The 14,135-nt window shown below is 46.7% G+C and carries 18 protein-coding genes; 15 read left to right on the forward strand and 3 right to left on the reverse strand.

Features of this window, described 5'->3' with window-relative positions; all coding sequences use genetic code 11:
• Positions 1 to 8: 8 nt before the first annotated feature.
• Genes H5073_RS03275 through H5073_RS03290 form a run of 4 tightly spaced genes read left to right on the forward strand, consistent with a single transcriptional unit; the run spans position 9 to position 3,426 of the window.
• Positions 9 to 995 (forward strand): flagellar motor switch protein FliG, encoded by a 987-nt coding sequence (locus H5073_RS03275; RefSeq protein ID WP_259394813.1) that lies wholly within the window; start codon positions 9 to 11, stop codon positions 993 to 995.
• Positions 995 to 1,699: a flagellar assembly protein FliH gene (gene fliH / locus H5073_RS03280; protein ID WP_182676945.1), complete on the forward strand. Its 705-nt coding sequence runs from the start codon at positions 995 to 997 to the stop codon at positions 1,697 to 1,699. Before H5073_RS03275 ends, fliH begins: the two co-directional genes overlap by 1 nt.
• Positions 1,689 to 3,026, forward strand: a complete 1,338-nt coding sequence (locus H5073_RS03285; protein WP_182676947.1) for a FliI/YscN family ATPase — start codon at positions 1,689 to 1,691, stop codon at positions 3,024 to 3,026. The genes fliH and H5073_RS03285 overlap by 11 nt, the downstream gene beginning before the upstream one ends.
• Positions 3,004 to 3,426 carry a hypothetical protein gene (locus tag H5073_RS03290; protein WP_182676949.1) on the forward strand — a complete coding sequence of 141 codons (423 nt, stop codon included), beginning with the start codon at positions 3,004 to 3,006 and terminating at the stop codon, positions 3,424 to 3,426. Before H5073_RS03285 ends, H5073_RS03290 begins: the two co-directional genes overlap by 23 nt.
• A gap of 155 nt (positions 3,427 to 3,581) precedes the next feature.
• Here the strand turns inward: H5073_RS03290 and H5073_RS03295 are convergent, their stop codons facing one another.
• The 3 genes from H5073_RS03295 to flgA all read right to left on the reverse strand — a co-directional run bounded on the left by H5073_RS03295 (position 3,582) and on the right by flgA (position 5,205).
• Positions 3,582 to 4,055: a flagellar protein FlgN gene (locus H5073_RS03295; protein WP_182676951.1), complete on the reverse strand. Its 474-nt coding sequence runs from the start codon at positions 4,053 to 4,055 to the stop codon at positions 3,582 to 3,584.
• Positions 4,048 to 4,329 carry a flagellar biosynthesis anti-sigma factor FlgM gene (flgM, locus tag H5073_RS03300; protein WP_182676953.1) on the reverse strand — a complete coding sequence of 94 codons (282 nt, stop codon included), beginning with the start codon at positions 4,327 to 4,329 and terminating at the stop codon, positions 4,048 to 4,050. Before flgM ends, H5073_RS03295 begins: the two co-directional genes overlap by 8 nt.
• 114 nt (positions 4,330 to 4,443) lie before the next feature.
• Positions 4,444 to 5,205: a flagellar basal body P-ring formation chaperone FlgA gene (flgA, locus tag H5073_RS03305; RefSeq protein WP_259394805.1), complete on the reverse strand. Its 762-nt coding sequence runs from the start codon at positions 5,203 to 5,205 to the stop codon at positions 4,444 to 4,446.
• Positions 5,206 to 5,317: 112 nt separating this feature from the next.
• Here flgA and H5073_RS03310 point away from each other — a divergent pair, with 112 nt between their 5' ends.
• Genes H5073_RS03310 through flgL form a run of 11 tightly spaced genes read left to right on the forward strand, consistent with a single transcriptional unit; the run spans position 5,318 to position 14,099 of the window.
• Entirely contained in the window at positions 5,318 to 5,668 is a 351-nt protein-coding gene (locus H5073_RS03310) for a flagellar basal body rod protein FlgB (RefSeq protein WP_182676955.1), read from the forward strand.
• A gap of 8 nt (positions 5,669 to 5,676) precedes the next feature.
• A complete protein-coding gene (flgC, locus tag H5073_RS03315; protein ID WP_182676957.1) occupies positions 5,677 to 6,096 on the forward strand; it encodes a flagellar basal body rod protein FlgC in 420 nt (139 codons plus the stop codon).
• A gap of 2 nt (positions 6,097 to 6,098) precedes the next feature.
• The gene (locus H5073_RS03320; RefSeq protein ID WP_182676959.1) at positions 6,099 to 6,761 is read left to right on the forward strand and encodes a flagellar hook capping FlgD N-terminal domain-containing protein; all 663 of its coding nucleotides are present in this window, start codon (positions 6,099 to 6,101) and stop codon (positions 6,759 to 6,761) included.
• A gap of 21 nt (positions 6,762 to 6,782) precedes the next feature.
• Positions 6,783 to 8,012, forward strand: a complete 1,230-nt coding sequence (flgE, locus tag H5073_RS03325) for a flagellar hook protein FlgE (RefSeq protein WP_182676961.1) — start codon at positions 6,783 to 6,785, stop codon at positions 8,010 to 8,012.
• An 11-nt stretch (positions 8,013 to 8,023) separates the two neighbouring features.
• Positions 8,024 to 8,758 (forward strand): flagellar basal body rod protein FlgF, encoded by a 735-nt coding sequence (locus tag H5073_RS03330; protein ID WP_182676963.1) that lies wholly within the window; start codon positions 8,024 to 8,026, stop codon positions 8,756 to 8,758.
• 11 nt (positions 8,759 to 8,769) lie between these two features.
• Positions 8,770 to 9,555: a flagellar basal-body rod protein FlgG gene (flgG, locus tag H5073_RS03335; protein WP_182676966.1), complete on the forward strand. Its 786-nt coding sequence runs from the start codon at positions 8,770 to 8,772 to the stop codon at positions 9,553 to 9,555.
• Between the two features lie 11 nt (positions 9,556 to 9,566).
• Positions 9,567 to 10,226 (forward strand): flagellar basal body L-ring protein FlgH, encoded by a 660-nt coding sequence (flgH, locus tag H5073_RS03340; protein WP_182676968.1) that lies wholly within the window; start codon positions 9,567 to 9,569, stop codon positions 10,224 to 10,226.
• A 14-nt stretch (positions 10,227 to 10,240) separates the two neighbouring features.
• Positions 10,241 to 11,356 carry a flagellar basal body P-ring protein FlgI gene (locus tag H5073_RS03345; protein WP_310734223.1) on the forward strand — a complete coding sequence of 372 codons (1,116 nt, stop codon included), beginning with the start codon at positions 10,241 to 10,243 and terminating at the stop codon, positions 11,354 to 11,356.
• Entirely contained in the window at positions 11,356 to 11,778 is a 423-nt protein-coding gene (locus tag H5073_RS03350; RefSeq protein ID WP_182676972.1) for a rod-binding protein, read from the forward strand. Before H5073_RS03345 ends, H5073_RS03350 begins: the two co-directional genes overlap by 1 nt.
• A complete protein-coding gene (gene flgK, locus H5073_RS03355; protein WP_182676974.1) occupies positions 11,778 to 13,151 on the forward strand; it encodes a flagellar hook-associated protein FlgK in 1,374 nt (457 codons plus the stop codon). The genes H5073_RS03350 and flgK overlap by 1 nt, the downstream gene beginning before the upstream one ends.
• A gap of 27 nt (positions 13,152 to 13,178) precedes the next feature.
• Complete coding sequence (gene flgL, locus H5073_RS03360) at positions 13,179 to 14,099, forward strand: flagellar hook-associated protein FlgL (protein ID WP_182676977.1); 921 nt, start codon at positions 13,179 to 13,181, stop codon at positions 14,097 to 14,099.
• Positions 14,100 to 14,135: the final 36 nt, after the last annotated feature.

Here is a 14,135-nt window from a genome sequence, read left to right on the forward strand (position 1 = left end):
ATATCAAGATGGATAACTACTCCCAAGCAGCTATGTTATTGCTGAGCATGGGAGAAGAAGGCGCGGCGCGAGTCATGTCTTATCTAGATAAGAGTGATGTGCAGTTACTTAGCCATAAAATGGCGCGCTTATCTAGCATCACCCAGCAAGAAGCTGAAGCTGTGTTGAGTCGCTTTTTTGAGCGCTACAAAGAGCAGTCCGGTATTGCAAGAGCATCGCGCTCTTACTTGCAAAAAACCTTAGATATCGCCTTGGGCGACAGGGTCGCTAAGAGCTTAATTGATAGCATCTATGGCGATGAAATCAAAATTTTAGTTAAGCGATTAGAGTGGGTGGAGCCGCAATTACTGGCCAGAGAAATAGCGTTTGAGCATTGTCAGTTGCAGGCGGTACTGCTTGGCTTGCTGCCTGCAGATAGCGCGGCACAAATCCTTAAAATGCTGCCTCAAGCCAGCCAAGATGATGTGCTGGTACGTATTGCGCAGTTGGGTGATCTTGATCGTCATGTGGTTGAGGAGCTCAGACTGTTAGTTGAGCGCTGTATGTTGATGGCAATGGAGAAAAGCCATACCCAAGTCGCAGGTGTCAAACAAGTGGCCGACATACTGAATCGCTTCGAAGGGGATCGTGAGCAGTTAATGGAAATGATTAAACTCTACGACAACAAGCTGGCAGAAGACGTGACAGACAATATGTTCGATTTCATTATTTTGGGTCGTCAGAAGCAAGAAACCCTGCAAACACTGATGGGTATGGTACCTGCAGAGACTTTAGCCATAGCGCTAAAGGGTATCGATTCAGAGCTTAAGGCAAGCTTACTTAAGGCGCTGCCTAAGCGGATGTCATCAGCAATTGAAACCCAGATAGAAGCCTTAGGCGGGGTACCATTAAGCCGTGCTCAAGGAGCACGTAAAGACATAATGACGCTGGCTAAGCAGATGATGCAGGACGGGGATATTGAGCTGCAATTATTTGAAGAGCAGGTTGTAGTCTAATGAATAAACACAATCCATGGCGTTTAGAGCCAAAGCTTGCTCGTCGTTACCGCTTTCCTGCATTGATAGGGGAACCTGCGAGCACTAATGACAGTGGCGACTGGCAAAATTACCAACAAGCTTTTGAGCAAGGTTACGAAGAAGGATGCCGTCAAGGGCAAGAACAAGGCTTGGCAGCAGGGACAGAAGAAGGGCTGAAACTCGGTCATGCCGAAGGCGTTAAGCAGGGCTTACTTGAAGGTCAGCTGCAAGGCAAACAAAGTATTGATGAGCAATTCAATCAGCTTATTGTGCCATTGGCGGCGCTTAAATCTTTGCTTGAAGATGGTCACGCTGAACAAGTGCGCAATCAACAAGACTTGATCTTAGATTTAGTGCGCCGGGTCTCCCAGCAAGTGATCCGCTGTGAGCTCACCTTACAACCGCAGCAAATCCTTAAATTAGTCGAAGAAACCTTAAGTGCTTTACCTAACGATAAAGGTGAGATCAAAATCCATCTTGAGCCAAGCGCGGTCACTAAACTAAAAGAGCTGGGTGAAGATAAGCTACGTGGTTGGCAACTGGTGTCTGATGCCAGTATTTCTTCTGGGAGCTGCCGTATTGTCAGTGATAAGTCTGATGCTGATGCCTCTATCGAGACACGTCTCGATGCTTGTATGGAGCAAGTTGAAGCTAAATTGAATGAGGTAGAACTTGAGGGCTGAGCTGTTACAGGCTGATTGGCCTACAGTGCCGGTTGCTCGGGTTTATGGGCGATTGACTCGGGTTAATGGCTTAGTGCTTGAGGCGGTAGGTTGCCAGTTAGGCATGGGTGACCGTTGCCAAATTGAAGGCCGAGAAGGGCGACTCATAGAGGCCGAAGTGGTGGGCTTTAATAAAGACGTATTGTGCTTAATGCCCATAGAGTCAACCCATGGGGTGATGCCTGGCGCTAGAGTTATTCCCATAACAGAACCTCACAAGCTGCAGGTGGGTGATGGCTTGCTAGGCCGTGTGCTTGATGGCTTAGGACAGCCTTTGGATTTACTCGGTAAGCTGACAGGAGTTCACCAACAAACACCCAGTAACAGCAGTTATAACCCTCTATTGAGACAACCCATCACTCAGCCTTTAGACGTGGGCATTCGTGCCATCAATAGCTTATTACCCATAGGTCGAGGCCAAAGACTCGGTTTGTTTGCAGGCTCTGGCGTGGGCAAGAGTATGTTGCTTGGGATGATGACCCGCTTTACCGAAGCCGATGTGGTGGTCGTGGGTTTGATTGGTGAGCGTGGCCGTGAAGTGCGCGAGTTTATCGAGCAAACCTTAGGTGAAGAAGGTCGAAAACGTGCGGTAGTCATTGCAGCGCCAGCGGATACCACTCCTTTAATGCGACTGCGGGCCATGGTATTGAGCCATGAAATAGCCTGCGCCTTTCGCGATCAAGGTAAGCAAGTATTGCTGCTGGTGGACTCATTAACGCGTTATGCTCAAGCACAGCGAGAAATCGCCCTCAGTTTAGGTGAACCGCCAGCAACCAAAGGTTATCCACCTTCAGCGTTTGCCAAGTTACCGTATCTGGTTGAAATGGCGGGTAACGGCCAGCATCCACAAGGGACACTAACCGCATTTTATACCGTGTTAACTGAAGGCGATGATCAGCAAGATCCGGTCGCCGACGCTGCCAGAGCCATCTTAGATGGTCATGTGGTGCTCAGTCGTAAACTCGCCGAGCAAGGGCACTTTCCCGCCATAGACATTAATGCATCAGTCAGTCGTCTAGCTACCCATATCGCCAGTCAAGACAGTTTAAGTCAAAGTCATGTGGTGCGACATTTATTAAGCCGCTACAACGAAGTACGTGAGCTTCTGCCCCTAGGTGGCTATCAAGCGGGACATGATCAAGAGATGGATCTAGCGGTGCGCCACTATGGTGATATAGCTGCATTTTTACGTCAGCACATGAATGAGAATATTAGCCGTGAGGCTAGCTTAGCTCAGCTAACACAATTGATGGAGGTGATGGGCTATGAGCCACAAGCGTCTAATTAACCTGTGTAATATGGAACAAAAAAAACTGGCTAAACTCGGTGAGCAAAAACAAGCGGCTTATCAAAGAGTCACTACCAACCAAATTCAGAACCAACAACTAACCCAGATGATAACCCAGTATCGCAGTTGTGATGCCCATGGTCACAATCCACTATTGTGGCAAAATGCCAATAATATGGCTCAAGTCTTAGTGCCAATGACGGCTAAATTACAACAAACACATGCCTTGCTGCAGCAAGAACAACTGCGTTTAGAGCAGCTTTGGCGGCGCCAACTTGGACGGCAACAAGGTATGAAGTGGTATAAAGAACAGCTGCAAAATCAAGCTATGATAGTGGCGGATAAATTGGAACAGAAAACTGCCGATGATTTGGCTGGATTTTATAGTGTTAGCAAATAATGACAGAGAGCTTTATTAAATAAGTATTTAAAATAATAAGATAGCTTGTCTATACAAGAGTTTTAATTTGATTTTCAACATTTAATGAGGGGGATAGTTCATTAGTTTAATAGAATATGAAGCTCGATTTACATAGGTTAATACTTATGATGAGCTTAATTAACTCCATAGTGGTTGGCGGTATTTGCACCATAATCGATAGCTTCCTGGCTATCTTGTCCGAGTATTCGTTTGATGCTAGTTTGCTGCATCACCAACAATTTTCCATTCGCTTCGTTTTGCTGTTGGCTATCTTGCACTATAGCTTGCAGATTTTGCCACAGCAGCTTAATTTGTGGCCTGATATGTTCAGGTAGCTTGGAAATCAGCTTGGTCATTCCCCCTGGATTATTATCAAACCCCAACTGGCTTAAATGCTGACTGCGAACGCTGGCGCGCTTGGCAAGTTTGTCGCAAAGTAAAGTTTGCTGAGTATTGTGAGTCAGCAAAGATTCATTATCTCGGCGCTGCATCAATTGTCGTTGCTGCTCAAGCATGTTTTTTAGTTGCGCGTAATCTTCAAGATCGTTACGTACGTCTCGGATCAATTGCTGCACCAGCTCACGCTTAATGGTCAAAGACTTATCCATGTTGGTTTAGCATTTTCTCGGCAATCTGCTCAAGATCAAGCTTGAAGGCGCCACTCTTTAATGATTCGCGTAGTGCGTTAACTTTGTCTGTGTCGACATCGTCTAGGGCTTGTAATGCATCATGTGACTTTTCAAGTAATTGCCAATCTTTACTGATTGTCGCTTGTTTAGGCGCAGCAGTAACAACAGACGATTGGGCTTGAGCTGGTGCTTGCTTACCTTTATTACTACCAATTTCAGCGCTAAGTGCACTGTGTATTTTTTGAATTTCCATAATAACCTACAAGAACAATTGGGCTGATTAATATGCTAAGGCGGCAATATTCACTAAAACTTAAACGGGTTTTGAAGTTTTAGTGCAGTTTTTACCAAAATATTTCCGCTAGTGCTAAAACTGGGTCTGTACTCTGCCTTTAGATATCGGGTAGGCCGTGATGACCTTGCCTGAGCTGCTATTTTTTACCCTAATCGGCTCACCCTGCTTACCTGAATCCATAGCGACACCTGTCATTTTTGCATGAAACCCCTGGCTATTGGCCTCGATAATTACCGGCTCACCGAGTTTTACCAGTAAAGGAGCATCAAGGTAACTGGCTTTTATTATACTGTTTTTTCTGAGTTTTCTAACTACTTGTTGACCAATGATGTCGACCTCTCGAGTGAGAATATCCTTATCTGCCGGCTTCAATGTTAACCTGCGCCAGTTTAAATCGGTAGCATTCACTGTCTCGCTGCGCATTAAGGTGCGATTCACAACAGGCAAGCGCGCGGTCACTGTCACTATGGCTCGGACATACAAACTCCAACTTGGGCTGCTACAGGTTAATTTTCGCTGCACTCGGCCGTAAGGCAGGCCTTTACTGGGCTCAATGCCAAAACCTTGCACGCAAGGAGGCAATGATTTAGCTGATGACGGAATTCTTAATTCAATCTTGTGGTTAAGCTCATTGATATCTTGTTGTTTTTGCCAGGCTTTAAGATCTGCTGCAATTTCAGCCGTTAGCTTATGGCTGATTTGTTGCTGAGTACTGGCAGTGGTTAATGACAGCGCCATCATACTGAGTTGTCCTGAAGGACTCGCCTGTAAGGTAAGCGGAAGTAAAATAAAGGTAAGGAGAATAATATGGGAAATTCGTGTTCCGACTGACAATGGGCTTACCTTCTAAGGTGTTGTTTATATTTGAGTTACTCTATTGGCATGACTATTGAATAGTCAGGTTCCATTAAGGCGCCCGCTGGGGCATACATTACTAGGAGTTTGCATGGCTATCAACCTCGATACCGCATTAGGTGTACATCCACTGGCTTTAGATTTTAGGGTGGAACGCAGTAAGATTTTAGCGGGAAACTTGGTGAATGCTGAAACTCCGGGTTATCAGGCTAAAGATCTCGATTTTGGTGTCTTAATGGCGCAGCTCGATGCCGGCATTAAACCAAGCAATGGTTATGAGCAGTCTTACCGTATTCCTTATCAAAATACCGCCGATGGCAATACGGTTGAGATGGGTAAAGAGCAGGCAAGGTATTCTGAGAATGCCATGGACTATCAAACCAGCTTAACTTTTTTAAACATGAAAATAGCCGGGCTTAAGTCTGCTATTGAAGGTCGCTAGGAGCGCTTATGTCATTCGGTGAAATCTATCAAATTGCGGGTGCAGGCATGAATGCGCAAACCATTCGCCTCAATACTGTTGCCAGTAACATAGCTAACGCAGGCACAGCGGCAGAAACCCCTGAAGAGGCTTATCGCGCCTTAAAGCCTGTGTTTGCCACTGTCTATGAGCAGTTTCAACAGAATTCGAATTCAGGCGCCTCAGTTGAGGTGATGGATATAGTGCAGACCAGCGCACCGCTGGATTTACGTTATGAGCCTAACCATCCCTACGCTGATGAGCAAGGTTATGTGGCTTACTCAAACGTCAACACAGTGGATGAGATGGCCGACATGATGGCCGCCAGCCGCTCCTTTGAAACCAGTGTAGAAATTATGAACCGTGCCCGCTCTATGCAGCAAGGTTTGTTGCAACTAGGTGGTAATTAATCATGCAAGTGACTAATTCCAGAGAAACCCAAGGAAGCAATGCTGCCAATGTATTGCAGTCTCCAGGTAATGATGCGGCGTCGTTAAAAAATGAATTTATGACCTTGATGATTGCCCAAATTAAGAATCAAGATCCGACCAAGCCGATTGAAAGTGCTGAGTATGTGTCGCAACTTGCTCAATTCTCTCAGGTTGAAAGTTTGGAATACATGCGTAAGAACCAATCATCGCAAATGGTGATGATGGAAAACTTAGGCATAGTGCAGTCGGCCTCATTGATTGGTAAAAGCGCCACTGTGCCAGCGTCCAATCTACAGCTTGGCACTGAGCCTATAGAGGGCAAGGTATTTTTAGACAATGCCGTTGAAGACTTAACCATTGAAGTGGTTAATCAGCAGGGGCAAGTGGTGCATAGTCTCAAGATGGGCGCTCAAGGCAAAGGGGATATCCAATTCGCCTTCGATCCTACTGCAGTGGGCTTGGCAGAAGGTAAATACGAGCTTAAAGCCAAAGCAACCTTGGGGGAGTCAGTATTAGTGGCTCCCACGTATGTGAAAGCTGAGATAGAGAAAATCCATTTTTCTAGTGCTTCAGGAATGATGATGGCCGAGATGAGTAACGGCTTAGGCATAGTTCCTGTACTCAACATTTCTGAAGTTTCTTAACCATTTTAATAGGATATAAAAATGTCATTCAATATTGCTTTAAGTGGCCTGCAATCTACCACCCAAGATTTAAATACCATAAGTAACAACATAGCCAACTCATCAACCGTAGGTTTTCGCGGCGGTCGTAGTGAATTCGCCGCCATCTATAATGGCGGCCAAGCGGGTGGTGTGAGCGTGATGTCTACCACGCAAAACTTCACCAAGGGCGGCAGCTTAACCTACACAGGTCGTCAATTAGACATGGGTATTCAAGGGGATGGCTTCTTTGTGCTAAAAGGCACAGATGGCGCCAACATGTATGCCCGCGCAGGTATGTTTCATCAAGACTCTCAAGGTTTTGTGGTTGACCCTGTGGGTAACCGCTTACAAGGTTATGGCGCTAGCGCCACCGGTCGCATTCAAACCGGTAATGCTATCGACTTGCAAATTCAAACCGCGTCATTAGCGGCTAAAGCCACTACCGATGTGGCGCTAGTGTCTAACCTAGATGCTCGTGTTGCAGCTATACCAGTTGCTACTCCTTCAACGTTCGATCCAGCAAAATCAGACACTTTCCACTCATCAAATACCGTTAGCGTGTATGACTCCTTAGGCACTGAACACGCCTTAACCCAATATTATGTCAAGACTGGATCAAACACCTGGGATGTACATTTTATGATGGATGGCAAGAATGTGAACCCAATTGTCGGAACTCCTCCAGCTAAAGGTCCACATAAAATGACTTTCGACCCTAATGGTGTGCTAACAGCTGGACAGTCAGTGAGTTTAACGATTGATGCAAGCATGTTAAATGGCGCGTCAGCATTGAGTTTTGATATCGGTTACGACAAGAGCACTCAGTACGCGGCTAACTATAACAACTCTAGCCTGCGTCAGGATGGTTTCACCTCAGGAGAGCTAAAAGGTGTGCGTTTAGATGACAATGGCTTGGTTTATGGTACTTACACCAACGGCCAAGAGCTACTGCAAGGCCAAGTGGCGCTTGCTAACTTTAGCAACCCCAATGGGCTTAAGCCTGTGAGCAACAATGCGTGGATTGCTTCAAATGAAGCGGGTCAGGCGATTATGGGCGCACCATCAACGGGTACCATGGGGACAGTGACTGGCGGTTATTTGGAAGGTTCAAACGTAGATACCACAGCTGAAATGGTGAACTTGATGTCGGCGCAACGCAATTATCAATCCAATGCCAAGGTATTAGATGTTAATTCGACCATGCAGCAAGCGCTACTGAACTCCATCTAAGGGATTAACTCATGGATAAGATGCTGTACACGGCGGCCAGCGGTGCGAGTCGCATTATGGAAGCGCAAAGCATACGGGCTAACAACTTAGCCAATGCAGAAACCACAGGTTTTAAGGCTGACTTAGAGCGGGTCAAATCCATGGCTCTGCCCAGTGTTGAAGCTTCGCTTAGCACCCGAGTCCTAGTGCAAAACCAGAGCAATGGCTTTAGCCAGCAAAGCGGTGAGAGAAATCACACTGGCCGTAATTTAGATATGGCCATCCGCGATCGCGGTTTATTCACTGTGATGGTGGATGGCGGTGAGGCTTACACCCGAGCAGGCGCCATGGTGGCTGATGCCGAAGGGCAGCTTACCGTTAATGGTCGTCCGGTTCTGGGTATCGATGGCCCTATGGTGTTGCCTGAGCACAAAGATTTGTTCGTCGGTGAAGATGGCACTATCAGTGTGCTGCCAGCTGAGGGCGGGGTTATTCAAGAAGTGGGCCGCCTGAAAATGGTCAACCCTGAACTTAATGAGTTAACTAAAGGCGCCGATGGCCTGCTTTATCCTATTGTTGCAGGCGCGTTAGCTGCCGCTGATGGCGTACAGGTCGATAGTGGTTATTTAGAAGCCAGTAATGTGCAGGCGGTATCAGAGCTTATTGCATCCATGGATTTGAGCCGTCAATTTGAAATCCAAGTGAAACTGATGAAAAGCGCCGAGAAACTCGCTGAAGCGGGTAATCGCTTAATAAGAAATGCTTAAGGAATAGACTCATGCAATCAGCTTTATGGGTAAGTAAAACCGGCCTAGCCGCGCAAGATACCAAGATGACCACCATTGCCAACAACTTGGCAAACGTGAACACCACAGGCTTTAAGCGTGACCGCGTGGCCTTTAACGATTTGTTTTATCAAGTCCAGCGCCAGCCTGGCGGCCAAGTCGATGAGTTAAACCAGTTACCTTCAGGGTTACAGCTGGGTACCGGAACACGAGTGGCAGGGACGCAAAAAGTCTTTACCACAGGGGATGTGCACAACACTAGCCAACAACTGGATCTTGCCATTGAAGGTAATGGTTTTTTCCAAGTGGAAGAGCCAAATGGTGATTTAGCTTACACTCGCGATGGCCAATTTTATCGTAGTAGTGAAGGCATGATGGTGACCTCACAAGGCCTGCCGTTAGTGCCCAATATCGTTATCCCAGAAGATGCTACCAATATCACCATCGCCACAGACGGCGTAGTGATGGCCACCATTGCAGGCGACGCAGAGCCACAAGAGTTAGGCCAAATTACCTTGATTAACTTTACTAACCCAGCAGGCCTAGAAGCGCGTGGTAATAACTTATACCGTGAAACCGCAGCCTCTGGCGTGGCGGTGGAAGGTGTGGCTGGCGATCAAGCGCTTGGCGGCTTGCGTCAAGGGGCGCTGGAAGGGGCCAATGTTAATGTGGTGGAAGAAATGGTCGAGATGATTTCCACTCAGCGCGCTTACGAAATGAACGCTAAGGTCGTTTCTGCTTCCGATGACATGCTTAAGTTTCTTAATCAGTCGGTATAAGGGGTTATTTAATGCGTTGGTTATTGCTGTTAGTTTTCTTATTGTCTGGTTGTGCGGCACATCTTCCCGAGGCTGAAACTAAGCCAGGTAGTAAAGATTGGGCGCCACCAGAAGTGGATTACAGCCTACCGGACGCTAAAGATGGCAGTTTATATCGCCCAGGCTATATGTTGACCCTGTTTAAAGATAAGCGTGCTTACCGTGAGGGCGACATACTCACGGTGGCCTTGGATGAAAAAACCTATTCCAGTAAAAAAGCCGATACCAAGACCAATAAACAGCAAGGCATGTCTTTGGGATTAAGTGGCTCAGCGGGCAGTGAAGATGTCAAAACCAATGGCAATGCATCCTTAAATCGCGGCTTTACAGGTACGGGGTCAAGTACTCAGCAAAACCAGTTGTCGGGTTCAATAACTGTGACTGTCTCTAAAGTGTTGCCTAACGGCACCTTGCTTATTCGCGGAGAAAAATGGTTACGGCTCAATCAAGGGGATGAATACCTGCGCTTGTTAGGACTTATTCGCGCCGACGACATTGATAATACCAATACCATTTCTTCCCAGCGTATTGCCGATGCACGGATTATTTATGGTGGCCAAGGCGCCATCGCCGACAGCAATGCTATGGGCTGGGCCTCTCGTTATTTTAATAGCCCTTGGTTCCCGCTTTAATGAAGGATTTTACTATGTTGCGCCTGCTTCTTATTCTGCCTTTGCTGGTGGCTCTGCCCTTAAAAGCGGCCGAACAAACTCGGGTGTTGATGGATATTGTCGATATTCAGGGTTTACGTGAAAACCAGTTAGTTGGCTACGGCTTAGTGGTGGGCTTAAGTGGCTCAGGGGATCGCTCTCAAGTGCGCTTTACCAGCCAATCTGTGGTCAACATGTTGAAACAGTTTGGGGTGCAGGTGGATGATAAAACCGACCCTAAACTGAAAAACGTCGCCGCGGTTGCCGTTCATGCCATAGTGCCTTCAATGGCAAGTCCGGGGCAGAGTATCGACGTTACCGTGTCATCCATAGGCGATGCGAAAAGCTTACAGGGCGGCACGCTATTAATGACGCCAATGCGCGCCATTGATGGCGAAGTTTATGCTATAGCCCAAGGTAACTTGGTGGTGGGCGGCGTATCAGCTTCCGGCCGCAATGGCTCTTCAATTACAGTAAACGTGCCAACCGTTGGCACTATTCCTAATGGCGCTTTACTGGAAGCCTCTATCAGCAGTAATTTTAATGACAACCCTGACATCATTTTAAATTTACGCAGCCCAAGTTTTAAAACCGCACGCAATATTGAGCGCAGCATTAATGAGGTGTTTGGCCCAGGTGTGGCTCGTGCCGATAGTCACGCTAAAGTATTGGTTCATGCACCAAAAACCCCCAGTGAGCGAGTGACATTCGTGTCCATGCTTGAGGAGCTTGAAGTTATTCAAGGTCGCAAGGTACCGCGTATTGTATTTAATAGCCGCACTGGCACTGTGGTGATGGGGGGCAATGTGGTGGTACGTAAAGCAGCAGTAAGCCATGGCAACCTGACGGTAACCATAGTTGAAAGCGAAAATGTCAGTCAGCCCAATGGCGCTTATTTAGGCAATGCGGCGGGTGAAACAGTGGTGACTAACGACAGCCAAGTTACGGTCGAACAAGGCAACAAGCGCATGTTTGTCTGGGAAGAAGGCATTGCATTGGAAGAAATTGTAAAAGCGGTGAATAGCCTTGGCGCAGCGCCCATGGATCTGATGGCGATACTCGAAGCCTTAAGTGAAGCAGGCGCTTTAGAAGCTGAATTGGTGGTGATCTAATGAAACTTGAAAATACCGGCGGCTATTTAGCAGGCCTTAATGCTGGCGACTTGATTAAAACCAATGGTGAGCAAGGCGCATTAAGGGTGGTAAGCCAACAGTTTGAAGCCCAGTTTTTGCAAACCGTGCTTAAGCAGATGCGTTCAGCGTCAGATGCTATGGCAGATGAAGACAGCCCGTTCTCGTCTAAAAATGATGGGCTATATCGTGATCTTCATGATGCGGAGTTGGCGATGCAGTTGAGCAAATTACAGACCATGGGTTTATCTGAGGTGATGACTAAACAATTATCTGGTGCACTTAAGTCAAACCATGAAGCGGTCGCCTTGGATCTAGATAAGCAACACAATCAACCAGCCATGACGACAACCGCAATGCAGCCTGCGTTAATCATGCCTAAGTTCAGCAAGGACACCCCATAATGAACATGCTAAATATTGGTAAATCTGGACTGCTCGCCAGTGCAGCATCACTGAATGCCACTTCGAACAACGTCGCCAATGCTATGGTGGCGGGTTATTCTCGTCAGCAAGTGATGACAAGCTCAGTAGGCGGTGGGGCTTATGGCGGCGGAGCTGGCGTCTATGTGGATGGTGTGCGCCGAATATCCGATCAATACGAAGTGGCGCAGCTGTGGAAAACCAATAGTGATGTGGGCTTCTCTAAGATTCAAACCAGTTATTTAGGTCAAGCTGAACAAGTGTTTGGCGCTGATGGTAATGATATCTCTAAAGGCTTAGGTCTGGTTTTCGCGGCGATGAATTCCGCCATGGAGCAACCAAACCTGATTGCTCACCGTCAAGGTATCATTAATGAAACCAAAGCCTTGGTGCAAAGAGTTCATTCTATTAATGAAAGCCTAAGCTCGCAACGTGAACAAATTAATGGTCAGTTAGGCTCATCGGTTAAGCTGGTGAACACTCAGCTGGACATTATCAGCAAGTTCAATAAAGACATACGGGCGGCAAGTGCCGTTGGCACAGTACCAGCAGCACTACAAGATGGCCGTGATGCTGCTATTAATGAACTGGCATCATTAATTGATATTCGAGTGGTTGAAGATGCTCAAGGGTTAGTAAATATTTCCTTGGAAAAAGGCGAACCCCTGATTGCGGGTAACACCAAAGCCACATTAAGCACTGTGCCGGATCCATTAAACCCAGCCAACAGTAATATCAGTATTCAATTTGGTCAGAGTCAGTTTGTGTTTGAAAATTCAGTGGGCGGTAGCATGGGGTCGTTAATGACCTACAGAGACACTCAGTTGGCCAATTCTCAGTCCTATATTGATGAGTTAGCCCAGCATGTGGCTAATGAATTTAATAATACCTTAGCATTGGGCACAGACTTATCTGGCGCAGCGCCGAGTAAAACTTTTTTAAGCTTTAATAGTGTCAATCCTGCAGGCAGTTTAGCTATCACAAGTGGTTTTTCTCCAGAAGATCTCGCCCTCGGCTTAGACGGTACTCAAGGTGATAACAGTAACTTAAAGGCCTTGGCGGCACTCTCGAGTAAAACATTGAATTTTACTAGCCTTGGCGGCTCAGTGAGCTTAGGCGAATCCTTCTCCAGCATAGTCGGTGCCCTAGGCTCAGCCTCAAGGCAGGCAAAAGCCGATGCAAAAACCAATACTAATTTGCACGTAGAAGCTAAATCTCAGTGGGCCAGCACCAGTGGCGTCAATCCTGATGAAGAAGGGATTAATCTTATTGTTTACCAGCAGGCTTACCAAGCTAATGCCAAGGTGATCACCACCGCAGAGCGTCTATTTCAGACGGTACTCACCAGCTTTTAAGGCTAAATTGCAGCGAAGGAATCACTCATGCGCGTAACCATGCAAAATTTGTATACTAACAATCTAAACAGCCTGCAAAATACCACCGCAGATGTGGCCCGTCTTAACCAAATGACATCTCAAGGTTTGTCTATTCTTGCGCCTTCTGACGATCCCATTGGCGCAGTGCGTGTGATGGCAAGTGAGCGTGATTTAGCCGCAGTCGGGCAATACATTAAGAATATCGATGCCGTAAGCACCAGCTTAGGCCGCGCTGAAACACATTTAAGTAGCATGGTTGAAGTGCAACTGCGGATGCGTGAAATTGGCGTATTAGCAAGTAACGGCACGCTTTCGGTGAGTGACCGCAGTGCTTATGCGGCGGAATTAGATGAGTTACTCAAGTCTCTTGTGAGTAGTATTAATGCCAAAGATGATGGTGGAAATTCGATTTTTGCCGGTAATCTGGTCGATAAGGCGACGGTAGTGTTAGATGCAAGCGGCAAATATGTTTATCAAGGCGATAATAATACACGCCAAGTACAGACTTCGCCTTCGTCTTGGATTGAATCTAATGCCACAGCACAGGAAGTATTATTCGGCAATGGCAGCCAAGACATACTTAATGCCACTGTTGATTTTGTCAAAGCCTTAAAAGACCCCAGTTTAAGCCCTGGTTTACCCGGCTTTACCGCGGCAACAGCAAGTTTTCAAAGCTCATTAGATGATACCTTGAACAGTATCAATGCGGTGATCACAGACTTTGGTGGTAAGCAAAATAGCTTATCTTTGATGAAAGCATCCCACGAGGAAATGACCTTGTTTAATAAGCAGGTCATTGGTGAAACTCAAGAGTTAGATTATGCCGCCGCTACCGCTGAATTTAATGTTAAATTAACTGCACTTAAGGTCACTCAGCAAACATTTGTACAGGTAAGTAGTTTGAGCTTGTTTGATCACATGCGATGATGAATAGAATTAGCAGTGTTAATCAGTATTAAGGGT

It is taken from the genome of Shewanella sp. SR44-3, assembly GCF_014163735.1.
Classification (GTDB): domain Bacteria; phylum Pseudomonadota; class Gammaproteobacteria; order Enterobacterales; family Shewanellaceae; genus Shewanella.